Here is a 23,142-nt window from a genome sequence, read left to right as displayed (position 1 = left end):
CTTCCTCTTTAGTCATTGACAATGAAGGGTAAATATTATTTCTTCTTTCATTGTAGCCTAAAATTGGGATTTATACCACCATAAGTTATCAGCAACCTTGGTGAAACCTAATATAGACTAAAAGAATTAAAATTACAAGAATATCCGCTTAAAATTTTTATCAGTAAAAAAAAGCTGCCAATTATGAAATCGACAGCTTTAACGACTATTTATTTAATTAACCATTTTTGAGCTTCACGAAGTTGATAAGTACGCACCTTGCGTGGCAAGAAACGGCGAATCTCATCTTCGTTATACCCTACCTGCAAGCGTTTTTCATCAATAATGATTGGACGACGAAGCAAGCCAGGATTTTTTTGAATCAGTTCAAATAATTCTTGTAGTGGTAAACTGTCTAAATCGACATTTAATTTCTGGAAGGTTTTTGAACGAGTTGAAATAATTTCATCTGTACCATCTTCAGTCATACGTAAGATTTCTTTGATTTCATCCAAACTAAGCGGCTCAGAAAAAATATTTCTTTCTTTATATGGGATTTCGTGTTCTTCTAGCCATGCACGTGCTTTACGGCAAGATGTACAACTAGGTGAAGTGTATAACGTTACCATTAGACATTCACACTCCTTATAAGGGTTTATTGTTTCATTCATTTAACGAAATTCTATCCATTTCTCTATTTGGAAGAATAAAGAAGAATTCACTCCTTCATTATACACTAAATTTGTGAAATAAAATATACTAATTTTAAATTTCTTCCTAAATATGCAGAAATTGTCTAGGTAAGCCGTTAGTAATAACTTACCCCTACTATACTCACTTTAAACGAGAATTACATGAAAAAATTTCATTTAAAATGAGAAAATCATGAGAAATAAATGAAAACAGTATGAAAAAGCATGCTTAGAGATTTTCCAAGCATGCCATTCCATTTATTTTTGCTGCGCTGCAATAAGCGAAGCGTGTTTTTCCTTATAAGTGACAAGTTCAGCTTCTGAGCAGAAAACAAAGTGTCCTGGAGAAACTTCTCGCATTTTAACTTCTTCATTCTCTTGATAAGAATGAATAGTCGGATCATAAGTCTTCCGAACACGCGTCCGTTCATAATTAGGATCCGGTAGTGGAATCGCCGACAAAAGCGATTCTGTATACGGATGAAGCGGCGCACGATAAAGTTCATCAGCATCTGCCAGTTCAACCAGTTTACCATAATACATTACACCAATTCGATCACTGATATATTTTACCATGGACAAATCATGGGCGATAAACAGGTAGGTCAGGCCTTTTTCTTTTTGGAGCTCTTTCAAAAGGTTGACCACCTGAGCTTGAATAGACACATCTAGTGCAGAGATCGGTTCATCTGCAATAATGAAATCTGGTTGAACAGCTAGGGCACGGGCAATCCCGATCCGCTGTCTTTGACCACCTGAAAATTCATGTGGATAACGACCTGCGTGTTCTTTACTCAAGCCAACCGTTTCTAAAAGGCGATACACTTGCTGATCTGCCTCTTCTTTCGTCTTGGCCAACTCATGAATATTGATTCCCTCAGCAATAATATCCCGAACTTTCATCCGCGGATTTAAGGACGCATACGGATCTTGGAAAATCATTTGCATTTTTTGACGGAATTCGTGCATCTCTTTGCGCGATTTTTTCCCATGAACATTTTTACCTTTATAAAGGACTTCTCCACCAGTGGCATTATACAAACGAATAATCGTCCGACCAGTTGTCGATTTCCCACAACCAGATTCACCTACTAAGCCCAGCGTTTCTCCTTTATAAATATCGAAGGAAATATCGTCAACAGCACGCACTTCATTCGGTTTCCCTTGATTAAAGTATTGCTTCAAATTATGAATCTCTACTAATTTTTCACGTTCACTCATCGACTTCTACCCCCTTTGCATGAACTGCTTGCATTCCCGGGTGAAGCTTTGCAAACTCTTCCTGCCGTCTAAGAACAGCTTCCGGCGGTGTTACTTCCGGCGCATCCGGATGCAAAAGCCAAGTTGCCGCAAAATGTGTATCAGACACTTTAAACATTGGCGGCTGCTCCTCTAAATCGATTTGCATGGCATATTGGTTACGCGGTGCAAATGCATCCCCTTTCGGCGGCTTCAATAGATCTGGTGGCGTACCTGGAATAACGAATAGCTCTTCATCATCCGTATCAAGAGTCGGCATCGAACTGATGAGTCCCCATGTATATGGATGCTGCGGATTATAGAAAATTTCATCCACTGTACCAATCTCCACGATTTTACCAGCATACATAACAGCTACCCGGTCAGCCACATTCGCAACTACCCCTAGATCGTGGGTGATAAAGATGATTGACGTATCAATTTTCTTTTGCAAATCTTTCATCAAGTCAAGAATCTGTGCTTGAATGGTTACATCCAGCGCAGTGGTTGGTTCATCAGCAATCAATATTTGTGGATTACAAGCAAGTGAAATCGCAATAACTACCCGTTGACGCATACCACCAGAGAATTGGTGCGGGTATTGTTTAATACGTTCTTCTGCTTTTGGAATCCCAACAAGTTGAAGCAAGCGAAGTGCTGTTTTATGCGCTTCTTTTTTGCTGATTTTTTGGTGTTTAATAAGCGGTTCAGCAATTTGTTTGCCGATTGTCATCGTTGGATTGAGTGATGTCATCGGATCTTGGAAAATCATCGCAATATCTTTCCCGCGAATCTTTTGCATTTGGGCTTCTGATGCAGTAGCCAAATCTTTTCCATCAAACAAAATATGTCCCGATTTAATTTTTGAATTACTTTCCGGCAACAAACGCATAATGGCTTTTGTTGTAACGGATTTACCAGAACCTGATTCTCCTACAATCGCGAGAGTCTCCCCTTTAAAGAGGTCGAAACTCACACCACGGATTGCTTTTACTTCCCCCGCGTATGTGTGGAAAGAAATATTCAGGTCTTTCACTTCTAATAGTTTTTCCATTTCTCCTCACCTCTCATTTAGTCACGCATTTTCGGATCGAACGCATCGCGAAGGCCATCAGCAATCAAGTTGAAAGCGATCATAATCAAACAAAGTACGATACACGGATATAGAACCATATACGGTAGCACCTGCATCGTCTTATACCCATCATTAATGAGCGTACCAAGCGATGCTGCTGGAGCCGGAAGCCCTAATCCGATAAAGCTTAGGAAAGCCTCGAAGAAAATGGCACTTGGAATACTGAACATGACATTGATGATCACAATCCCTGATACGTTCGGTAGCAAGTGTTTAACTAAAATTTTCGGTGCAGATTCACCCAGTGTAACGGAAGCCATGACAAACTCTTGATTCTTGAGTTTGAGCACCTGCCCCCGCACAACCCTGGCCATGGTTATCCAGCTGGTCATGGCAATGGCGATAATAATCGACGCAATCCCCGGATCGAGCACGAGTAGCATCAAAATAACAACTACAAGGTTTGGTATGGCAGAAATAATTTCCAGAACACGCTGCATGAAGTTATCCACACGACCGCCAACATAGCCAGAGATCAAGCCGTATGCAACCCCAATTACAAGGTCACAAAGAGCCGCCACTACTGCAATCAGCAATGAAACCCGTGTTCCTTCCCAAATACGATAGAATTGGTCACGACCGAGCGTGTCACTTCCAAGCCAGTAATAAACATCACTATCGATATTTTTTTGTTTATATACGTCTACTTCTGTCCCGCCAATATTTTGCTTCCCGTTCCAGAAAGGCATATTTTCAAAGCCTTGCACTTTAGGCGGCAAGCTGGCATTGGTATTAACCATTTCATCATAAATACCATGCCCGCGAAAAATTGGTGCAAAAATAGCCATTAGAATAATTATCGCTAATACAATGATGGAAATCAGTGCTGCCTTATTTTTACGAATTCTAAGCCATGAATCCTGTAAGAAAGTCAGACTGGGACGTTGAATTTTTTCTGCTTCTGAGTCCTGCAGGTGAGCAGGCTGAAATAATTCTTTTGCAATCTTATGTTCTGCCATTAGCTCTTCCCTCCTGACACACGAATACGAGGATCAATCAATCCATACAATACATCGACTACGAAAATAATCGCAACGAGCATTGCCGCAAATAGTAAAGTAGTTCCCATGATGACCGGATAGTCATTCGTTTGAATCGAGGAAACAAACTGGCTACCAATCCCAGGGATACTAAAGATATTTTCAATAACAAGTGAACCAGTCATCAGGGATACTGAAAGTGGTCCTAACACAGTAATAAGTGGAATGAGTGCATTACGAAGGGCGTGCTTGAATGCAATCGACATTTTGCTATTCCCTTTCGCTTTTGCAAGCAAGATATAATCAGATGCAAATACATCAATTAATTCTGTTCTCATAAAACGAGCTGCTGTTGCAAGTGGGAACATGGCCAGTGCAAATGCAGGTAGGATTGTATATAAGAAACCATCCCATCCAGCTACTGGCAACCATTGCAGTTTGGCACCAATCCAGTATTGAAGGACTGTTGCGAATACAAACGATGGAACCGATTTACCGATAATTGCTATAAATGTACTGGTGTAATCCGGCCATTTATTTTGATACATGGCCGCAATAATCCCGAGAATCACCCCGAAAATAAGACCAAACACCATTGCCTCTAGAGCTAGTTGAACGGAAGGTCCAATCAAGTCTCCAAGAATTTCTGATACAGGACGATTATCCAATTGGAACGACACACCTAAGTCACCATGCAGTAGTCCTGTCATATAGTCGAAATATTGAACTGGTAGTGGATCATTCAAGCCGTATTGTTCATTCATCATTTGAATTTGTTCATCACTCATTTTTTCCTGATTACGATAAGGTGTCCCGGGTAGGAACTTCATCAGGAAAAACGTAACAGAAGCAATAATGAACAATGTAATGAACATATAAAGCAGCCTTTTTAATGTATACTTTACCATCTATCTCGACACCTCCTAAGTATTTTTTATATCGCAAGTTTATTTCAAGGCTCGTCTTGTTTCCCAATACTCGGGCGTACGCGAAACCAGTTGAAACCAAACGATTTTTCTAAGTTAAGTTTTATCATTTATTGTCAAATTATAGAAATTAAATTGTCTAATAATGATCCGCCTAAAATATCAGCAAAATGAGAGAGTATATCGAAATATACTCTCTCTAAAATCAAGCATTTCTTAAAGATTCTTATTTAGTCAAGTATACGTTTTTGTAAGTATAGTCTGGACCAAATGGATTCTTCTGCAGATTATGGATGTAACTTTGTTGAAGGTAAGCATTTGCACGGTGATAAAGTGGTTGGATGGCTACATCATCATCCAGAAGGATTTTTTCAGCGCCGACCATTTCATCCCAGCGTTTTTGATCATCTGCAGCATAAGTTACAGAAGCATCTTCAAGGATTTGATCATAATCTTTGTTCGAATAGCTCATTCTGTTTTGAGAACCATCTGTTTTAAATAGGTCTAGGAATGTCGATGGATCCTGATAGTCAGGTCCCCATCCGCTCATAGACATGTCATAGTTTTGGTCTTGGTCATTTTGAAGACGTACTTTAAATGGTACACTCTTCAAGCTAACTGACAAGCCTTCAAGATTTGTTTGCCATTGGTTTTGTAGGAATTCAGAAGATTTCTTCGCATTTTCAGTGTCATCAGAAGTGAATTCCAATTCCAACTTGTCTACACCAAGTTCTTCCAGTCCTTTTTTCCAATATTTTTGAGCTTCTTTTTTATTATATTCTAGGTGAGCGCCAGATTCTTTCACATAGTCTTCTTTGTTACCTGGATCAAATGTGAATTCTGGTGGCACCAAGTTATTTGCTGGTGTGGAACCATTTTGAAGCACTGTATCTACATAAGCTTGTTTGTCGATGGAAAGAGCCAATGCGCGACGAATATTTTCGTTTGCAAGTGGTGTAGCTTTACCATCACGTTTTTGGTTAAATTTGATGTAGAAAGTAGAAGAATCGTTCACAACTGTGTAGTCTTTGTTGTCTTTGTTTTGTGCAGCATATTCAGCACTTAGAAGCGCACGATCGATCTTGCCAGTGTTGTATAGGTTCAAGCTAGTACCGGAATCTTGAACAACTTGTACATTGATTTGTTTCAATGTTACGTTTTTCTTATCCCAGTAGTTATCATTTTTCTTGTAAGTCCATTTTTTGTTTGTTCCTGTCCAATCTTCTAATACGAATGGACCGTTATAAAGGATGCTGTCGCTATCTTGTGCGTATTTGTCGCCTTTTTCAGTTACATATTTTTCATTCAATGGGAAGAATGTTGGGAATGCGAACAACGAGTTGATGTAAGTAGTTGGTTTAGCTAGAGTAACTTCCAATGTGTAGTCATCTACAGCCTTAACGCCCAATTCTTCTGGTTTCTTCTCGCCTGCTACGATTTCAGAACCGTTTTTGATTGCATCAAACAGGTAAGAATATGTTGCTGTTGTTGCTGGGTCTACAGCGCGACGCCATGCAAACACGTAGTCATTTGCTGTTACAGGGTCACCGTTCGACCATTTCGCATCTTCGCGTAATTTGAAGGTATAAACAGTTTTGTCATCGCTGATTTTTGGTTCTTCAGCGGCTCCGGCGATTGCTGGAATGCCGTCTTTATCAAGTGCATAAAGACCTTCATTCGTTTGGTTGAGTACGTTCAAACCAACTTGGTCATCCGCTTTTGAGCTGTCTGCTGAAGGAATTAGAGCTGATTCAGCTAAATTAAGTACTTGCTCTCCTGATGGTTTTCCTGAGTCCTTGCTAGAGCTTTTTGAGTCGGAAGAAGAATCACTGCCCCCGCCACATGCTACTAAGACTAAACTTAGTAATAGTGTAAATCCAAGTGTCAAAAATAATTTAGATTTCTTCACTAAGTATACCTCCTTTTTTATTTTTCTGAAAAATTTGTTCGATCACTATTATACTCTAAATTTTTCCTCTTTGTAAATCAAACAAGCATATGGTTAAAACAAATAAAGTAGGCTGCTAGTGACCAATGAGATTATTCCTTGAAAAGTCTGAATAAACACTTAAACAAATCAAGCAACTCATTTCCTGAATCATTTCCAGAAAAATGTTAATTAAGTTTTCTGAAAATAAGTTCAGTTTAGTCTAACAACTTGCTTCTCCATTTTAGTCAATGGCAAGTTTGAATTGCAAAAACAAAAAACTAAAAGTATAACAACAAGCGACTTAATCCTCTAAAAATTTTAGGATTATATTTATTTATATACTTTTTTTCGCGCTTTGTCTAGATAAAAACACCAAAAATTTATTTAAATCTATTAATTTTCTAATGAAAGCCTGATAGAATGGGTCTTTACGGATTTTAAATTTTTTTCGCTCTAAGAACGAACTTTTTTGCGTTGAAACAAAAATATCGTTCGTTTTTCCCTTTTATTTTAATTTTTCGGAAAATAATACACCCTAATATTGCATAATCTTTTTTTGATCGCTCTCCAATAGTCAACTTTTTTCATTTATGGTAAAGTATGTAAGAACAGAATTTTTGAGGTGAACCATTTTGCTAAAACGTATTTTACTTTATGCAGGTATTCAAGAAGTTTTAATTTTCATTTGGATGTTGATTCAAGAAGGTCAGGTTTCTCTATTCCACTATATCAATATCTCTTTTGGCGTCTCCTTCTTCTTCTTCTTAGTTGGATTAATCATTTATGTTATGAAAAGCGGTTTTTTGGATCGAACACATGACAGCTTTCGGAAAATTTTGCGCCGGAAAGATGAGGAGGAAACAGATTTCTCAGATATGATGCTTTCCGAGCTTGTTGGAATCGGCTACCATGCTATTTTATTTAGTGCGCTAGTTGTTTTAGCAACTTGTCTAATAGCGCTGCTTTTTTATTACCTGTAATTGACGTTTTTACATTCTATTGTTAGAATAAAATTAATTATAACTGATGCGTGATGAGGAAGAGTAGTAATCATTTTCGTTGCTTTTAAGAGAGATTGCGGTTGGTGAGAGCAATCAAGCATGAAATGATGAATGGACTTCCGAGGACTGGTTGTGAACGCGATAAGTAGCAACTGGCGGCTAAAGACCGTTATCTTTCCGAGTGCTCTTCTTCAAAGAGTATTAGGGTGGCACCGCGGCAAACCGTTCGTCCCTATTTTTTATAGGGATGGGCGGTTTTTTCACGTTTATCAGTCCATTAGAGGGAGGAATTTTTAAAATGAAAAAGGTTATTTTTTCTGGCATTCAGCCAAGCGGTGATCTGACACTTGGCAATTATATTGGGGCGTTAAAGCAGTTTGGACAATTTCAGGATGAATATGACTGCTATTACTGTATCGTGGACGAGCATGCCATCACAGTTCCTCAGGATCGGCTGAAGCTTCGTCAGCAAACAAGAAGTCTCGCCGCTCTCTATCTGGCTGTCGGGCTTGATCCTACCAAATCGACCCTTTTTATCCAGTCAGAAGTGGCTGCACATGCCCAAGCCGCATGGATTCTCCAATGTAACATTTATATTGGCGAGTTGGAACGGATGACACAATTTAAAGATAAATCTGCTGGCAAGGCCGGTGTCAGTACGGGACTCTTAACTTATCCGCCGCTTATGGCTGCTGATATCCTGCTTTATCAGACAGATCTGGTACCTGTTGGAGAAGATCAAAAGCAGCATATCGAGCTGACACGCGATGTAGCTGAACGCTTTAATAAAAAACACAATGAAGTCTTTACCATTCCTGAAATCTATGTGCCAAAACAAGGCGCGCGCGTGATGTCTTTACAAGAACCAACGAAAAAAATGAGTAAGTCTGATGAAAATCGAAAGAGTGCCATTTATCTTCTTGATCCGCCAAACACCATCATCAAAAAAATCAAAAGTGCCGTGACTGACTCAGAAGGTATCGTCAAATACGACAAGGCAAATAAACCCGGCATTTCAAATCTGCTCTCGATCTATTCCGCGCTAACTGGTAAAAGCATTGCAGAGCTTGAAAGCCTTTATGACGGAAAAGGCTATGGCGATTTCAAAGCTGATTTAGCTGAAGTTGTTGCTGCTGAACTTGCGCCAATCCAAGAGCGCTACTATGCGTTTCTTGAATCGAAAGAACTTGATACTATTTTAGATGAGGGCGCTGAAAAAGCGTCTCGCGTGGCGAATAAAACATTACGCAAAATGGAAAATGCCATGGGACTTGGCAGAAAACGCCGTTAATCACTGAAAAAAGCTGGATAACCTGATCCATTCAGGCCGTCCAGCTTTTTTTATACGCATTAATTCATTATTTTCAGTTCCACATCAATATTACCGCGTGTAGCTTTAGAATATGGACAAACCTGATGCGCTTTTTCGACCAGCTCTTCTGCTTTGTCTTTTTCCACACCATCAATTTCGACTTCTAAAACTACGCCAACTTTAAAGCCGCCGTCTTCCGGATCGCTATATAAAGAAACGGTTGCTGTAACAGTACTTTTGGCATCGATTTTTTCTTTTCCAAGTACCAGTTCTAGTGCACTGTTAAAGCATGAACTGTACCCCGCTGCAAATAGTTGCTCAGGATTCGTTCCGCCGCCACCTTCTCCTCCAAGTTCTTTCGGTGCTGAAATATCGAAATAAAAGACATTATCAGGCGAATGTACTTCTCCGCTTCTGCCGCCTGTATTGACGATTGTCGTTTCGTATAATTTTTTCATGCTTTTTCCTCCTACTTTCTTTGCAAAAATTCACTTGGCCTTCGTCATCAGGTAACATCCTCATGTGAGCTATGGATGACATGCTACATTTCACCAATAGCCGTTGCTTTGATTTATTTACCCTCTTTTTTAAATTTTAGACCTTTAAGAAAGAAGAAAGTTATAATTATTCTTACTAATTCTCTATTATAAAATAAGTATATTGCTTCTTTCAAAGCATATATTAGATTTCTTGGTTACCATCCTTGCAAAAGAATGTACTATTATAAAAGCTGCTTTTGCATGATGAAATCTGTTTGTTCGTCATCCCCTAGCCAAAAAGAATGGGCGCCTACCACTTTGAAACCATTTTTTTCGTAAAATTTTAATGCCGACTGATTGTTTTCCCAAACCCCCAACCAAACAGCTTCTTTTTTCTTTGTTTTGGCCAGTTGTATAGCCTTGTTAATAAGCTTTTGTCCAAGTCCTTTTCTTTTAAAAGCAGATAAAATATAGATCCTTTCTATTTCCAGCATCTTTAGACCCATTATTTCTGTTTGTGCGTCATTCCAATTAATTTTTAAATATCCGGCCAGACACTCGCTATCAAAAATAAAATAAAAGCTGGATTCGCGCTCTAATAACTCTTTTTGCAATTTTTCCAGGTTGTAAGCCTCCTCCAAATAGGCGGTCAAATTATCATTTGAATTCTGCTCTTTAAAAGTTTCTGAAAAAGTTTTTATACTGATTGCGCGCAACTGGTCGATTTCCGCCAACCGGCATTCTTTAATCATGCTCAATGATTTCCCCTGCTTTCGTTCCATAATTTCGTTTATTGCCCTTTTTTACATACTCCCAGTCCTGTTGTATATTACTGCTTACCCGTTGCAGCAAGGCATAGATTTGGTCGATTTCCTCCTCTGAAAATCCTTGAAGCGCTACTTGATTGGAGTAATGATTTTCATCTTTAATATGTGGGAAAACTTCATTTCCAAGCTGCGTGGGATAAATTTTTTTGATTTTCTTATTTGCCGGATCACTTCTTCGCTCGATAAAACCATTTACTTCTAATTTCTTCACTGCCCTTGCAACTGTCGTCCGGTCCACTCGTACAAGTTCAGCCAACTTCTCCTGTATGATACCGGGATTTTCACATATCCGGACTAAGTACAAATATTGCCCTTTTGTTAAATCAAATTCCTTAAATTCTATATTGCTGATGGAATCCAGAGCTCTCGCAATATTTCCAATTTCTCGTAAGATTTCTTGCAATTCTTTCACCTCTTCTGTGTCGCTCTTTCTTTTATTATAACGAATATTGTTGTAAATGCAACATTATGCTGATTAAAAAAACAGTATTTAGCTGCCATCACATTGTCATGATGCGCCAAATACTGTTATAAATCTACCTATTTATTCTTCGATTTGTTTGAAAACAAGTGTTGCATTGTGTCCACCAAATCCAAATGAATTGCTCATTGCAACCTTAACCTCTTTTTCACGTGCTTCATTCGCCACATAATCAAGATCACAAACTGGATCCGGATTTTTCAAATGAATCGTTGGAGGAACAATGTTGTCACGAATCGACAAGACAGAGAAAATAGCTTCGATGCCGCCAGATGCGCCTAGTGTGTGACCTGTCATCGATTTTGTCGAGCTGACTGCCAGTTTATAAGCTGCATCGCCAAAGACTGTTTTCACAGCTTGTGTTTCATAATCATCGTTATACGGGGTACTTGTACCGTGGGCATTGATATAGTCAACGGCTTCTGGTGCCATATCTGCATCTTGTAATGCCATTTTCATTGCGCGAGCTGCCCCCTCACCGCCTGGAGCTGGTGCCGTGATATGGTAAGCGTCACTTGTCGCACCATAACCGACAACTTCTGCATAAATTTTTGCACCGCGCGCTTTTGCATGCTCATATTCTTCCAAAATCATAATTCCGGCACCTTCACCAATGATAAAGCCATCACGATCCACATCAAAAGGACGACAAGCCGTTTCTGGATTTGGATTTAGCGATAGGGCTTTATTGGCACAAAAACCAGCGATACTCATACGTGTAATCGGAGCTTCTGTTCCACCTGTGATCATCACATCGGCATCTCCGCGTTCAATTACCTTGAAGGCATCACCAATCGAGTTCGTACCGGTTGCACAAGCTGTCACGGTTGTCGTATTGATTCCTTTCGCGCCAAAACGAATGGATACTTGACCTGATGCCATATCTGGAATCATCATTGGTACGAAAAATGGGCTGACACGACGTAAGCCGCGGTTTAAAAAGGTTTCAAATTGATTCTCAAAAGTTTCCATGCCGCCGATTCCTGAACCGATCCAGACCCCTACACGTTCAGCATTTGAATCATCAATTGTAAAATTCGCATCTTTAAGAGCCATGTCTGCTCCCACAACGGCATATTGCGTGAACCGATCCATTTTACGTGCATCTTTTTTATCGATGAATTGTTCAACATCAAAATCTTTGAGCTCAGCAGCGATTTTCACTGGAAACTCTTCTGGATTTAAACGAGTCAGCTCTGCAACACCATTCACACCTTTTTTGGCATTTGCCCAAGATGTTTCTGCGTCATTACCAATTGGTGTGACAGCGCCAATCCCTGTAACTACTACTCTCTTCTTTTCCATGTTTTCATCTCCTTAGTTTCGGACTCACGAAAAAATAACTTCTGCCCCTTTAGGCAAAAGCAATTCTAGTATTGTTGCTTCAAAAAAGAAATATAAATAATGGCGATCGAAAGGTACACCTTCCTCATTCAATTTAAGCAAACGCTGAAGCAAAAAAAGCGTCGCCTACATTATAGCATAAAAAGGCAAGGTTTTCCTTACCTTTTTATGTCGCCTATTCTTTTTGCATTATTTTCCCCAGCGAAGTACAAGTGCACCCCAAGTAAGCCCCGCACCAAAACCGACTAGCAGGAGATTATCGCCATCATGAACTCGCCCTTCTTCTACCGCATCAATTAACGCTAATGCAATCGATGAAGAAGATGTATTGCCATATTTATGGACCGTTCTCATTAATTTTTCTTCTGGTAAACCTAAGCGTTCACGGGAAGCTTCCATAATGCGAATATTTGCCTGATGTGGAATCAATAAATCTAAATCTTCTTTTTCAAGTCCCGCTTTTTCAAGAACCTGCATCGAAGCATCGCCCATTTTTCTCACAGCAAAGCGGAAGACTTCACGTCCATTCATATAAAGTTTGTCATTTTCTTCTTTCAAATTAAGGTACTTCCCACCAGAACCATCTGAACCTAGCACAAAGGAAAGCAGCCCTTTGTCATCTGCAACCGGGCCCATCACGACTGCCCCTGCACCGTCACCAAATAGAACGGCTGTACTGCGGTCATCCCAGTCCGTAATTTTAGATAGTTTGTCTGCCCCGATAACTACGATATGTTTATAAGCCCCTGTTTGAATAAATTGAGAAGCCGTCACAACGCCATAAGTAAAGCCGGAACATGCTGCTTCCACATCCATCGCCGCTGCATTTTTTGCACCTAATCGATCTTGAATGATATTCCCAACTGAAGGAAAAGTCGATTCCTGCGTAACTGTCGCCACGATAAATAAATCAATATCATCTGGCGTCAAACCTGCATTTTCGATTGCTTTTTTTGCAGCTTCATAAGCCATATCATGCGTATATTCATCATCCCGTGCAATTCTGCGCTCTTCAATGCCTGTTCTTGTGCGAATCCATTCATCAGAAGTTTCCATCATTTTCTCTAAATCAAAATTGGTTAAAACGCGTTCTGGAACATATTTTCCAACGCCTAAAATTCCTGCATTCATTTGTTTCTCCTCCATCTATGTCCTATAATCCTATGCTTAGTGACACAATTATTAGTACCTGGTCATAATATTAACAGATAAAGCATCTTTACGCAAATTTCAGTTTTCACATCAGAAAAAAACGGTTTGCTCCCCACAAACCGTTTCTTTCATTTATTTATGACTAGAAAGGTCATCCGCTTTTGTCCAGCCAATTTCCTGCCCATTATTCGTGGTGATTCGATACCACGTTTCATTGCTAACTTCTGCTTTACGATCGATTTTCATTCGCTTGCCTTGATAATCCTTCAGCTCCCCTGTTACAAGTGCAGGATCTTCCACCGGCAAACGATAGATTTTTTGTTCCGTTTTGGCTACATATTTTTTCTGCTTTACAGCTTGTTCCATATCAGGCGTATAGAAAATCGTTAGTGCCTTTGCATCTATCCAACCGATTTCACGATCTCCTTGCACAATTTTATACCAAGTAGCTCGTTTAGTGACCGCTTTTTCGATCATTTCGACTTGTTGCCCTGCATAATCAGCTGCGTCGCCCTGTAATGTAGCACCTTCTGTTCCGTAAGGCGCCGACCAGATTTGATGATCATCTGGCTCTGAAATGGTCGCATAGGCTAGCAGCTGCTGATCTTGTTCAATTGCATCATACACTTGGTCATATTGATCAAGATGATAGGTTTCAATCGTGTTTATCAAACTTTCCGCATACGCTGGATCTGTTGCATAACCAGCATTTTGTATGGCTTGGGCTGCTTTTTTATAATCCTTTTCACCAAGAACTTCTGCATATTGCTGCGTGTTACCAGAGATACCATTCACGAATAATTGCGCATGGTCATCTACAGAGGCCGCTCGATCTGGATACGCCCGAAAAGTGGCTTCCGTTTGAATGGGTTCATTATTCACATATTCGGTCGTTTGCATATCCACAGAGTTTCCTTGATAGCTTCCCTTAATCCCAAACAAATTATTGGCTTGTTCTGATAGGCCGCTTTCTCCCCAATTTGATTCTAAAATTGCCTGCGCAAGCGTTACACTTGTCAAAATTCCTTCTTGTCGCTCAAGTTCTTGGGCTTCTTGTAAAATTGACTGAACAAATGCTGCCTGGCTGGATGAAAATTGCGTCAAATTTACTGCTACTTGTTTGTCTTCTGTTTCACTCGCATTCACTGTTGTAAAAGTCCACGGAGAAAATAATAAGCCAATCACAGAAGTTGTCAAAACTAGTTGCTTGATTTTTTTCATTCTTGCTTGGTACACATCCTTTATCTGCCTGTTTATTTAACTTTTGCTAGTTTAACAGATAAATAACATGAATAAATGATAAAAAGATTGCAAATAAATTCATTTTTATTTAATTATACCTATCGATCAAGTCCATTCTTTATGTTTAGCGCTTACAACAAAAATGTGACAAGTTTATGAATGTTTCAAGTGACTTGCCAATGATTGAAGCTGGTATTTAGGTGAAATTTGTGCTAAAATTATTGCGTGATAATGTGAAATGAGGTGTTGGCAATGCGTTATATCGTAACAGTAATTTGGGTGTTCTTCTTGTCCATGATGGCCGAGTTTGTTCTATCATCCATGCTATATGTTCCATTCGATTTCACTAGAGGAATTATTTTGACAGTAGGAATTTCTATCTTTATGATAATCATTCCTTTGCTTATGCCGAAAGACAGTGAGATTTACGATATTAAATAAGCATTCCTAAGAAAAAAGGAGCGACTCAACTGATTGAGCCGCTCCTTTTTTGTACAGCGGAGAGGTTTACATCCCCGCCGCTTTGATTCATTTGTCCAGATAATATTTATTCACTGGTTTTAAATCATCATCTAGTTCATATACCAGTGGCACACCTGTTGGAATTTCAACTTCCATAATGTCATCATCACTAATGTTTTCCAAGAATTTGACCAGTGCACGCAAACTATTGCCATGAGCTGCAATAACCACGCGTTTACCTGACTTAATTTCAGGTGCAATCGTGTCCATCCAATACGGAATCACACGTTCCAATGTTACTTTCAAATTTTCACCTGCTGGAATAGCATGTGTATCTAAAAGTTGGTAGCGGCGATCATTTTTCGCATGACGTTCATCATTTTCTTCCAAAAGAGGTGGCAATGTATCATAGCTACGACGCCATAATTGCACTTGGTCTGCGCCATATTTTTCAGCCGTTTCCTGCTTGTTAAGTCCTTGCAACGCCCCGTAATGCCGTTCATTAAGCCGCCAAGATTTATATACAGGCACCCAAAGCTTATCGGAGCCTTCTAACACGTAATTAAGAGTCTTGATCGCCCGAGTCAAAACAGATGTATAGGCGAGATCAAATTCAAGGCCTGCTTCTTTGATCCGTTTACCAGCTGTTTGCGCTTCAACAACGCCTTCTTCTGATAAGTCGACATCATGCCAGCCTGTAAAAAGATTTAGCTTATTCCATTCACTTTGTCCATGACGAATTAATACTAGTTTCATTTTCCTCATCCTTCCATCTTTTCAATACTTTCATCATATACCTGTTTTCTCCATCGTTCAAATTTTTCCCATTTCCTTTTAAAAGTAAACCTGATTATGTTAAAATCAATTTGAAAGAGAGATGAAAATATGAATATCCTTCAAAATTATACATCAATACCCAACTTAGAAACACTCCGTCGAAGGTTGATGCTCTATGCCAAACTGGATTTTTTGCTCAACATAGAAAACGAAGCGGATGCCTACTACCATTATGATGATAAAAACTGGCTTACTGACGGTGATTATATACGAATAGATAATGGAAGTGGTGATCATTTTCATGTGCTGATGGAAAAGGATGCTGCTGTCATCATGGGATTTGCGCATGAAAGTCCCCTCTCGCCTTACTGCCCACACCGTCCTGAGTGGATGCTTAATCACGACTTTTTCCTTGGCTTACCTGATCAGTTAAAAGATGACGTAATGAATCCCGCTTTGGAGCCCGAATGTGTAACTTTTGTTACCTGGACATCTAATGGGCAGAACTGGCAATTTGCAACCGTTCCGAAAACACTTGATACATTTGATGGAAGTGATGATTTCTTAGCGCTTGCTGGTGATCTTACAGTTTATCAAGAATGGCTGATAGATTATTATGAGATTGAATGGCACCGTTGTATACTTGAAGAATTACAGAACGGTACACCATTTACCGAAGAAATTCTAGCAAAACTTTTTCCCGATGAAAATGCGACTGAATGGCTGACAGAGTTAAGAGAAAAATTCAGGCAAGCATAAAGAAGCCGGAAATCTAATGGATAGCCTCCGCTAGATTTCCGGCTTTCTTGATTCTAAACGTTAAAGGTAAAAATGCCATCCTCTAGACCGATTTCCACCTTACTATGCGGTAAAACTGTTCCTTTTACAATTTCACGTGCCAGTGGTGTTTCAATATGACGCACAATGTAACGTTTCAGTGGCCGAGCCCCGTAAACTGGATCATACGCTTCTTCGGCAATGAATGCTTTTGCTTCTTCAGAAATCGTAATCGTGATTTCCTGCGCGGCCAAACGTTCTTGCAGCTCTGCAACCATTTTTTCTACGATACCTTTAATATTTTCAAGTGTGAGTGGTTTGAAGAGAATAATATCATCGACACGGTTTAAAAATTCTGGTTTGAACGAAGCTTGCAACACTTGCAGGACGTCTTGTTCCAGCTGTTCGGAAATTTCGCCTTCCGTTGTCCGCTCAAGTAGCAGTGTCGAACCGATATTGCTGGTCATGATGATCACTGTATTTTTGAAATCAATCACGCGACCTTGCGAATCTGTAATCCGACCGTCATCAAGCACTTGCAGTAGGATATTGAAAACATCAGGATGCGCCTTTTCGATTTCATCGAGCAGTACGATCGAGTAAGGATTGCGCCTTACAGCCTCTGTCAGCTGGCCGCCTTCCTCGTAACCAATATAGCCGGGAGGTGCCCCAACCAGCCGAGATACCGCATGTTTTTCCATGTATTCACTCATGTCAATCCGAATCATATGCTCTTCCGAATCGAACATATTATAAGCCAGTGCTTTAGCCAGTTCGGTTTTCCCAACACCTGTCGGACCCAGGAAAATAAATGAACCGATTGGTCGTTTGGGGTCCTTAATACCGGCGCGCGCTCTTAACACCGCATCGCTGACAAGTTCAACCGCTTGATCCTGACCGATCACTTTTTCATGCAAGGCGTCACCCAATTTAAGCAGTTTTTCGCGTTCGCCTTCGACAAGTTTGGCAACGGGGATGCCTGTCCAGCGGCCAATGATTTCTGCAATTTCATTCTCCGTGACTTCTTCTTGCAGGAGCCGTTCTTCCGTAGCAGCCTTTTCACGGTTTTCTTTTTCCAATTCGGCTAATGCTTTTTCAGCTGCCGGGATTCTGCCATGGCGTAATTCAGCTGCTTTATTCAGATCATAATTGCCTTCTGCTTCTTCCAGATCATGACGCATCTGATCGATCTCTTCCCGCATTTCACGGATTTTGCTAATTTCGCCTTTTTCGCTTTCCCATTTGGCTTTCATCTTATTAGCTTCTTCTTTATAGTCCGCCAGTTCGCGCTGTAACATTTCTAGGCGCCGTTCACTTGCCGGATCTTTTTCTTCTTTTAAAGCCGCTTCTTCAATTTCAAGCTGCATGACTTTCCGCGTCACTTCATCCAGTTCACTCGGCATCGAGTCAATTTCAACCCGAATCGTCGCGCATGCCTCATCAATCAGATCGATCGCTTTATCCGGTAAAAAACGGTCTGTAATATAACGATTCGATAATGTGGCCGCAGCAACCAGCGCATTGTCGTGAATATTGACGCCATGATGGATTTCAAAGCGTTCCTTCAAGCCACGCAAAATCGAAACGGTATCTTCCACAGTCGGCTCAGCTACTTGAACCTTTTGGAATCTCCTTTCAAGCGCTGCATCTTTTTCAATATATTGACGGTACTCATCAAGCGTCGTGGCCCCGATACAATGGAGCTCTCCGCGTGCCAGCATTGGTTTCAGCATATTGCCGGCATCCATAGCGCCATCCGTTTTTCCAGCGCCAACAATCGTGTGGATTTCATCGATGAACAGCAGGATCTGTCCTTCCGATTCTTTGACTTCCTGCAAAACAGCTTTGAGTCGTTCTTCAAATTCACCGCGATATTTGGCTCCTGCAATGAGTGCCCCGAGGTCGAGTGAAATAATCGTTTTGTCTTTCAGTCCTTCTGGCACATCTTTACGGACGATCCGCTGAGCCAGCCCTTCGACAATCGCTGTTTTCCCAACGCCGGGTTCTCCGATCAATACGGGATTGTTTTTTGTCTTGCGGGATAATATCCGAATGACATTCCGAATTTCAGTATCACGACCGATAACCGGGTCAATTTTGCCGCTGCGGACATCCGCTACTAGATCGCGGCCATATTTTGTTAAAGCTTCATAATTTTCTTCTGCATTTTGACTTGTCACTTTTTTCCCTCCTCGAATTTGCAACACTGCTTCACGAAGTTTCTTTTTTGAAATCCCCTGGGCTAAAAGTTCTTCTGCCACTGGATTTTTCTTATCGTCCATCACAGCCAGAAGTAAATGTTCCGTTGATACAAATTCGTCTTCTAATTCTTTTTGTTCTTGTTCTGCATGTATCATTAATTGGTACAGCGCTTGACTCATCGAAGCGCCATATTCAATATTCGTGCCTGAGACGATTGGCGTTTTTTCCATCGCTTCTTTTATTTTTTGTTCCAGCCGTTTTGTGTCTGCCTCGGCTACTTCATATACCCGCTTGGCAAAATCACTTTCCGTTAACAGCGCTTGAAAGACGTGCGCAACGTCAATCGCCTGATGTCCTTTTTGGATTGCCAACTGTTGAGCAGAAGCGATGATTTGCTGAACTTGTTGTGTAAATTTTTGCATATCCATCTGTCTACCTCCTCAAATCTAAGGTTTTTTCTTCATAAACAGTTTCATTTTAATGAGTTTGACCTTTTTTGACCTTTAACCTTATTATAGAATTTCTGACCTTCTTTGTCCAATGAAAAATGTTCCCTTTTTCACGTTTTTTAAACAAAAAAATCACCAAAGAATAGCCCCCTTTGGTGATTAACTGCTTTTTTAATCTCTGCCTGTAAGTAATTGCAACAAATACAGAAATAAATTCAGAAAATCGAGATAAAGACTGAGTGCAAGCATTGGCACATCATCCATCGTAATGTCACGCTTCATCATCTGATTAAAGTCAAACAGAATATAAAGTGAGAAAATCAGTGTACCCGCCCCAGCAATCAATGTGTATGCTCCACTGATCGGCACAAATAAGGTAAACAAGGAAATCACGATCAAAATGAGTAAACTAGCAAGCAGTGCTTTTCCCATAAAGTGTAAATCTGTTTTGATTTTTGCACCTACAAATCCCAGTACAATAAAAGTGACTGTTGCGGTTGAAAAGGCCAGCAAAACGGCTGTAGCCGCCCCGGCGTTCAAGTAATAAGCAATCGTTGGACCTGTCATCACTCCCGTCACAAAGGCAAAGCCGAGTAGAAGCGGAGTGCCAAACCTTTTCCCTGCTTCACTGCGCCGTGCAAAAATTGCCGCAAACAAAAAGACGAACTCCAATATAACAAGCGGCAAATACCACGCCGGATTCAATTGATTCCCAAAAGCCACCCCAATCGTTGCTACTAACAGCGAAACAACAAACCAGTTCAGTGTCTTTTGCATGATTTCTGCTTTGGTCGCCTGTACGCGATCTTTTTGCATCGCTTGGTGGTTTGAATGACTCGTTTCATTCATTTTCCTTCACTCCTCTACAAAGCCTGTACATCCTTATTGTCCTTAAGTATAACAAATATCCCACCATTCGCCAATCCGACCAGAGAACGAAGAAAAACGTCAAATTCGTGCTTAAATTAAGCACAAATTTGACGTTTTAAAAGTATTTCTTATAAAGAACCTGTCACCCAAAGACCAAATTGTGACAGAATCGCACTGCCAAGGTATGTCCCAATGAAGACGAAGACGGCTACAATGCCGATTTTCCATGAAGTCTTGGAAAGGTCTACCAGATGATCGGCAACGGAGATTCCCGCAAAAGCTAAAATTGGTGTTGTGATAGATAAGAAATCCACCGCAGCAATTGCATTAACAAAGAAATTTGACATTAAGCAGAAAATCAGTGACACGAGTGACACCCAGCCAAGCACAGGAAAGTTGCGTAAAAAGCCAACAGGCACTTTTTTCATGACATCTGAAATGATAATCCCCAGAAAAGCAAACAACCATAAAACTACCAGTCCAATCAGTGTATCGGATGTAATCGGCGTGCTTGCGGGATTTTTCCATAATTTTACTTCTTGTGTAAATAGGATGAGTGCAAGACTCAGTACTAAAATCAGACCTAATTTAATATATTTACGACTAAGCGTTTCGTTCTGCATGACGTTTGCCTCCTCTAGTTAGGGTACGATACATAAATCCTTGTAATGGCGCAGCTAGGAAGACCATTGTATAGGTCCCCAGGAAGCTGGTCAAAAGCTGACTTGCCGCCGCATAGGATAAAATAGTCGAGCTTTGATCTGGTACCTGCGCAGCCAATGTAGAAGAAGCGGCTGTCATCATACTCGCAGAGCCAACCCCTGAACTCATCGCTAGTGCTTTGACATCAAAGCCTAAATAAAGCAGGAATGGCGCAAAAATACTAAAGAAGATTGCACCGAACAATGTCCCAATCAAATAGATAGACAAAACGCCGCGTCCTTCTGGAGAATTAAGGGTGTATTTTTCGGAGATATAAGCAAGCTCCCCTTCACGACCTAGCCCTAGTGTCGCTCCGATTGCTTCGCGGCGAAGACCCAACATGATGGCAACAGGTAGGCCCAGAATAACCGTTCCTAGGTTTCCTAATTCCTGCAGGATGAACACCCAGCCAATGCTAAGAATTTCTTTAATATGAGGCGCCACATCCGCACCGTAACGCGCCATTAGTGGCAGCATGATGATAATCAAGTACTGCCCGGAAAAGCCAACATTTTCTTTACTATAGATTTTTTTCAAAATCCCTTTTCGGAAAAATGGAATCCCAAAGATCATTCCGATAGCCACGGCAAAAACTAGCGGCAAAACCGTGACCGTCACTTTGCCGAATTGAAGCGTTTGGAGACCGATCATTTCTGAAATCGTGATAATTACTACCACTGCTGCAATTAAATAGATAAACCCTTTTTTCATCTTTTCCTCCCTATTCTGTGATCGACTGGATCAATTTTTCATATTCTTGGTAGCTTCGTTTATAAAATTTCGATGTGTCCAGTTGTCCGTTCATTTCCTCGAGCACCTGACTGACAAAGCGTGGAAATTGTTCGAGCACGAAACGATCATCGATCATTCTGAAATCATCCCCATGAATGGCTCCTGTAAAACCGCCATAACTAATTTGAATACATGGGAAGAGAAAGGCCAGGTCGCCAATATCGCCAGCTGCTGCAATGCCGCCGCGGTCATCAATCAACCCTGTAATTTCTGTATTTTTATCAAAAGCTTGTTTGACAAAAGTATTTAAATAGCGATCCTGAACAAATGGCAGATAGCCCATCTGGGTCTCTGTAGCAACGGTTCCAGAAAGCGCTGCTGCACTATGTATAGCTGCTTGATCTAATTTTTTCGCCGTTTCTTGCATATATTCGACCGTTTTTGTCCGCAAATCAGTGCCTACAGTTATGCGATTGGGAATCACATTGGTCGACATATCGCTACCCATCACGATCGGGTTAAAACGAACTAGTTGGTCATCACGCACCTGCTGCCGTAAAAGGCCAAGCGTGACATTGAATAATGTGGAAATACTATAGGCATTCACGCCGCTAAATGGATCGAACCCTGCATGTGTGGCTTTTCCTTCAAAATGATAGCGTTTATACAGAAAGCCCGCCAAGTCGCAGTCGATTTCGATCGTCGGTTCATCAAAAGTTTCACCAATCGAATGCACACAAACCCCAAAATCAATATCATCAAATACGCCCAGCTTCATCGCTTCCGGTTTCCCACCATAGTAGGTGATGGTTCCTTCTTGCCGCAAGCTTTCCCGGTAGTCAAGATCGAGATATTCTTCCGCTGGTACAAAAACAAAGGCAATATTGAAATCATATTTTTCGTATGCTTTTGATTCAACCAAGTAGGCATATAACGAAAGCGCGGTCGTAATTTGTGTAAAGTGCCCACAGTTATGTGCCGCGCCAGTTTCTTTATCTGCGCAAAAATGTGTCGGTGCATAAACCGCATCAAGTTCTGCAATAAAGGCCATTGTCATGGGTTTATCCTTCGATAGATACGTCTTTATGCCAGTTGTACTAAAATGTGTTAATTCAATTTGACTATTCTTACTTTTCAGAAACTGTTCGACTAACTGTTTGGTTTTCCATTCCTTGTAGCCTAATTCCGGATTATGGAAAATCTGTTCAGCAATTGTCTGCATTTCCGCAAACTGCTCTTTGAAAAACATCTTCATCCTCCTTGCCTTTTTTAAATCCACTTCTTATGATAAAGAGATTCAAAAGTGAAGTCAAGCCTATTTTGGCAAAAAGTCGAATATTTATTGCACATCTCGTTTTTTCGTACGTGTTTTAGTTTCGTTTTCAGAATAAAATTCAGCTAAACGCCAAAAGAAAGCATAAAAAAACCCGTTCATCTAGTAAACGGGTTTTT

At 40.5% G+C, this 23,142-nt stretch carries 22 protein-coding genes and 1 other annotated feature; of the genes, 4 read left to right on the top strand and 18 right to left on the bottom strand.

Features of this window, described 5'->3' with window-relative positions; genetic code table 11:
- Nucleotides 1-209: 209 nt before the first annotated feature.
- The 6 genes from spxA to CS921_RS05470 all read right to left on the bottom strand — a co-directional run bounded on the left by spxA (nucleotide 210) and on the right by CS921_RS05470 (nucleotide 6,860).
- Nucleotides 210-608 carry a transcriptional regulator SpxA gene (gene spxA, locus CS921_RS05495; RefSeq protein WP_099222058.1) on the bottom strand — a complete coding sequence of 133 codons (399 nt, stop codon included), beginning with the start codon at nucleotides 606-608 and terminating at the stop codon, nucleotides 210-212.
- 321 nt (nucleotides 609-929) lie between these two features.
- On the bottom strand, nucleotides 930-1,892 hold the full coding sequence (locus CS921_RS05490) for an ABC transporter ATP-binding protein (RefSeq protein ID WP_099222057.1): 963 nt from the start codon (nucleotides 1,890-1,892) through the stop codon (nucleotides 930-932).
- Entirely contained in the window at nucleotides 1,885-2,964 is a 1,080-nt protein-coding gene (locus tag CS921_RS05485; RefSeq protein WP_099222056.1) for an ABC transporter ATP-binding protein, read from the bottom strand. The genes CS921_RS05490 and CS921_RS05485 overlap by 8 nt, the downstream gene beginning before the upstream one ends.
- 17 nt (nucleotides 2,965-2,981) lie before the next feature.
- A complete protein-coding gene (gene opp3C / locus CS921_RS05480) occupies nucleotides 2,982-4,004 on the bottom strand; it encodes an oligopeptide ABC transporter permease (RefSeq protein WP_099222055.1) in 1,023 nt (340 codons plus the stop codon).
- Nucleotides 4,004-4,933 carry an oligopeptide ABC transporter permease gene (gene opp3b, locus CS921_RS05475; RefSeq protein ID WP_099222054.1) on the bottom strand — a complete coding sequence of 310 codons (930 nt, stop codon included), beginning with the start codon at nucleotides 4,931-4,933 and terminating at the stop codon, nucleotides 4,004-4,006. The genes opp3C and opp3b overlap by 1 nt, the downstream gene beginning before the upstream one ends.
- 244 nt (nucleotides 4,934-5,177) lie before the next feature.
- The gene (locus tag CS921_RS05470; protein WP_099222053.1) at nucleotides 5,178-6,860 is read right to left on the bottom strand and encodes a peptide ABC transporter substrate-binding protein; all 1,683 of its coding nucleotides are present in this window, start codon (nucleotides 6,858-6,860) and stop codon (nucleotides 5,178-5,180) included.
- 710 nt (nucleotides 6,861-7,570) lie between these two features.
- Here CS921_RS05470 and CS921_RS05465 point away from each other — a divergent pair.
- Nucleotides 7,571-7,861, top strand: a complete 291-nt coding sequence (locus CS921_RS05465) for a DUF3899 domain-containing protein (RefSeq protein WP_420843742.1) — start codon at nucleotides 7,571-7,573, stop codon at nucleotides 7,859-7,861.
- Nucleotides 7,862-7,905: 44 nt separating this feature from the next.
- Nucleotides 7,906-8,119, top strand: a binding site (T-box leader).
- A 61-nt stretch (nucleotides 8,120-8,180) separates the two neighbouring features.
- The gene (trpS, locus tag CS921_RS05460) at nucleotides 8,181-9,173 is read left to right on the top strand and encodes a tryptophan--tRNA ligase (protein ID WP_099222051.1); all 993 of its coding nucleotides are present in this window, start codon (nucleotides 8,181-8,183) and stop codon (nucleotides 9,171-9,173) included.
- A 59-nt stretch (nucleotides 9,174-9,232) separates the two neighbouring features.
- Here trpS and CS921_RS05455 read toward each other — a convergent pair whose 3' ends face one another.
- From CS921_RS05455 to CS921_RS05430, 6 genes are all read right to left on the bottom strand, one after another.
- The gene (locus CS921_RS05455; RefSeq protein ID WP_099222050.1) at nucleotides 9,233-9,652 is read right to left on the bottom strand and encodes an organic hydroperoxide resistance protein; all 420 of its coding nucleotides are present in this window, start codon (nucleotides 9,650-9,652) and stop codon (nucleotides 9,233-9,235) included.
- A gap of 263 nt (nucleotides 9,653-9,915) precedes the next feature.
- A complete protein-coding gene (locus CS921_RS05450) occupies nucleotides 9,916-10,407 on the bottom strand; it encodes a GNAT family N-acetyltransferase (RefSeq protein WP_338037317.1) in 492 nt (163 codons plus the stop codon).
- A 10-nt stretch (nucleotides 10,408-10,417) separates the two neighbouring features.
- Nucleotides 10,418-10,903, bottom strand: coding sequence for a MarR family winged helix-turn-helix transcriptional regulator (locus tag CS921_RS05445; RefSeq protein ID WP_099222048.1), 486 nt, complete (start codon nucleotides 10,901-10,903; stop codon nucleotides 10,418-10,420).
- A 141-nt stretch (nucleotides 10,904-11,044) separates the two neighbouring features.
- On the bottom strand, nucleotides 11,045-12,286 hold the full coding sequence (gene fabF / locus CS921_RS05440) for a beta-ketoacyl-ACP synthase II (RefSeq protein WP_099222047.1): 1,242 nt from the start codon (nucleotides 12,284-12,286) through the stop codon (nucleotides 11,045-11,047).
- A 228-nt stretch (nucleotides 12,287-12,514) separates the two neighbouring features.
- Complete coding sequence (locus CS921_RS05435) at nucleotides 12,515-13,456, bottom strand: beta-ketoacyl-ACP synthase III (protein ID WP_099222046.1); 942 nt, start codon at nucleotides 13,454-13,456, stop codon at nucleotides 12,515-12,517.
- 153 nt (nucleotides 13,457-13,609) lie between these two features.
- On the bottom strand, nucleotides 13,610-14,698 hold the full coding sequence (locus CS921_RS05430) for a GW domain-containing glycosaminoglycan-binding protein (RefSeq protein ID WP_240422306.1): 1,089 nt from the start codon (nucleotides 14,696-14,698) through the stop codon (nucleotides 13,610-13,612).
- A gap of 273 nt (nucleotides 14,699-14,971) precedes the next feature.
- On the opposite strand from CS921_RS05430, the gene CS921_RS05425 reads away from it, so the two are divergent.
- Nucleotides 14,972-15,160, top strand: coding sequence for a YjzD family protein (locus tag CS921_RS05425; protein WP_099222044.1), 189 nt, complete (start codon nucleotides 14,972-14,974; stop codon nucleotides 15,158-15,160).
- Nucleotides 15,161-15,247: 87 nt separating this feature from the next.
- On the opposite strand, the gene gpmA is transcribed toward CS921_RS05425, so the two are convergent.
- A complete protein-coding gene (gpmA, locus tag CS921_RS05420) occupies nucleotides 15,248-15,937 on the bottom strand; it encodes a 2,3-diphosphoglycerate-dependent phosphoglycerate mutase (RefSeq protein WP_099222043.1) in 690 nt (229 codons plus the stop codon).
- Nucleotides 15,938-16,066: 129 nt separating this feature from the next.
- On the opposite strand from gpmA, the gene CS921_RS05415 reads away from it, so the two are divergent.
- Complete coding sequence (locus tag CS921_RS05415) at nucleotides 16,067-16,717, top strand: hypothetical protein (RefSeq protein WP_099222042.1); 651 nt, start codon at nucleotides 16,067-16,069, stop codon at nucleotides 16,715-16,717.
- Between the two features lie 53 nt (nucleotides 16,718-16,770).
- Here the strand turns inward: CS921_RS05415 and clpB are convergent, their stop codons facing one another.
- The 5 genes from clpB to CS921_RS05390 form a co-directional block, all read right to left on the bottom strand.
- Entirely contained in the window at nucleotides 16,771-19,365 is a 2,595-nt protein-coding gene (gene clpB, locus CS921_RS05410) for an ATP-dependent chaperone ClpB (RefSeq protein WP_099222041.1), read from the bottom strand.
- Nucleotides 19,366-19,557: 192 nt separating this feature from the next.
- Nucleotides 19,558-20,235, bottom strand: a complete 678-nt coding sequence (locus CS921_RS05405) for a Bax inhibitor-1 family protein (RefSeq protein WP_099222040.1) — start codon at nucleotides 20,233-20,235, stop codon at nucleotides 19,558-19,560.
- A 149-nt stretch (nucleotides 20,236-20,384) separates the two neighbouring features.
- Nucleotides 20,385-20,879 carry a hypothetical protein gene (locus tag CS921_RS05400; RefSeq protein WP_099222039.1) on the bottom strand — a complete coding sequence of 165 codons (495 nt, stop codon included), beginning with the start codon at nucleotides 20,877-20,879 and terminating at the stop codon, nucleotides 20,385-20,387.
- Nucleotides 20,860-21,669 (bottom strand): DUF3100 domain-containing protein, encoded by an 810-nt coding sequence (locus tag CS921_RS05395; protein ID WP_099222038.1) that lies wholly within the window; start codon nucleotides 21,667-21,669, stop codon nucleotides 20,860-20,862. The genes CS921_RS05400 and CS921_RS05395 overlap by 20 nt, the downstream gene beginning before the upstream one ends.
- A 10-nt stretch (nucleotides 21,670-21,679) precedes the next feature.
- Nucleotides 21,680-22,939: a M20/M25/M40 family metallo-hydrolase gene (locus CS921_RS05390; protein WP_099222037.1), complete on the bottom strand. Its 1,260-nt coding sequence runs from the start codon at nucleotides 22,937-22,939 to the stop codon at nucleotides 21,680-21,682.
- Nucleotides 22,940-23,142: the final 203 nt, after the last annotated feature.

Origin of the sequence: Listeria costaricensis (assembly GCF_900183385.1) — a bacterium.
Classification (GTDB): domain Bacteria; phylum Bacillota; class Bacilli; order Lactobacillales; family Listeriaceae; genus Listeria; species Listeria costaricensis.
The sequence above is the reverse complement of the archived record's forward strand: the minus strand, read 5'-3'. Positions and strand labels throughout refer to the sequence as shown.

Coding starts and splice junctions, on each gene's coding strand:
- spxA (WP_099222058.1), bottom strand. CDS start 608: ATGGTAACGTTATACACTTCACCTAGTTGTACATCTTGCCGTAAAGCA.
- CS921_RS05490 (WP_099222057.1), bottom strand. CDS start 1,892: ATGAGTGAACGTGAAAAATTAGTAGAGATTCATAATTTGAAGCAATAC.
- CS921_RS05485 (WP_099222056.1), bottom strand. CDS start 2,964: ATGGAAAAACTATTAGAAGTGAAAGACCTGAATATTTCTTTCCACACA.
- opp3C (WP_099222055.1), bottom strand. CDS start 4,004: ATGGCAGAACATAAGATTGCAAAAGAATTATTTCAGCCTGCTCACCTG.
- opp3b (WP_099222054.1), bottom strand. CDS start 4,933: ATGGTAAAGTATACATTAAAAAGGCTGCTTTATATGTTCATTACATTG.
- CS921_RS05465 (WP_420843742.1), top strand. CDS start 7,571: ATGTTGATTCAAGAAGGTCAGGTTTCTCTATTCCACTATATCAATATC.
- trpS (WP_099222051.1), top strand. CDS start 8,181: ATGAAAAAGGTTATTTTTTCTGGCATTCAGCCAAGCGGTGATCTGACA.
- CS921_RS05455 (WP_099222050.1), bottom strand. CDS start 9,652: ATGAAAAAATTATACGAAACGACAATCGTCAATACAGGCGGCAGAAGC.
- fabF (WP_099222047.1), bottom strand. CDS start 12,286: ATGGAAAAGAAGAGAGTAGTAGTTACAGGGATTGGCGCTGTCACACCA.
- CS921_RS05435 (WP_099222046.1), bottom strand. CDS start 13,456: ATGAATGCAGGAATTTTAGGCGTTGGAAAATATGTTCCAGAACGCGTT.
- CS921_RS05430 (WP_240422306.1), bottom strand. CDS start 14,698: ATGAAAAAAATCAAGCAACTAGTTTTGACAACTTCTGTGATTGGCTTA.
- CS921_RS05425 (WP_099222044.1), top strand. CDS start 14,972: ATGCGTTATATCGTAACAGTAATTTGGGTGTTCTTCTTGTCCATGATG.
- gpmA (WP_099222043.1), bottom strand. CDS start 15,937: ATGAAACTAGTATTAATTCGTCATGGACAAAGTGAATGGAATAAGCTA.
- CS921_RS05415 (WP_099222042.1), top strand. CDS start 16,067: ATGAATATCCTTCAAAATTATACATCAATACCCAACTTAGAAACACTC.
- clpB (WP_099222041.1), bottom strand. CDS start 19,365: ATGGATATGCAAAAATTTACACAACAAGTTCAGCAAATCATCGCTTCT.
- CS921_RS05405 (WP_099222040.1), bottom strand. CDS start 20,235: ATGAATGAAACGAGTCATTCAAACCACCAAGCGATGCAAAAAGATCGC.
- CS921_RS05400 (WP_099222039.1), bottom strand. CDS start 20,879: ATGCAGAACGAAACGCTTAGTCGTAAATATATTAAATTAGGTCTGATT.
- CS921_RS05395 (WP_099222038.1), bottom strand. CDS start 21,669: ATGAAAAAAGGGTTTATCTATTTAATTGCAGCAGTGGTAGTAATTATC.
- CS921_RS05390 (WP_099222037.1), bottom strand. CDS start 22,939: ATGTTTTTCAAAGAGCAGTTTGCGGAAATGCAGACAATTGCTGAACAG.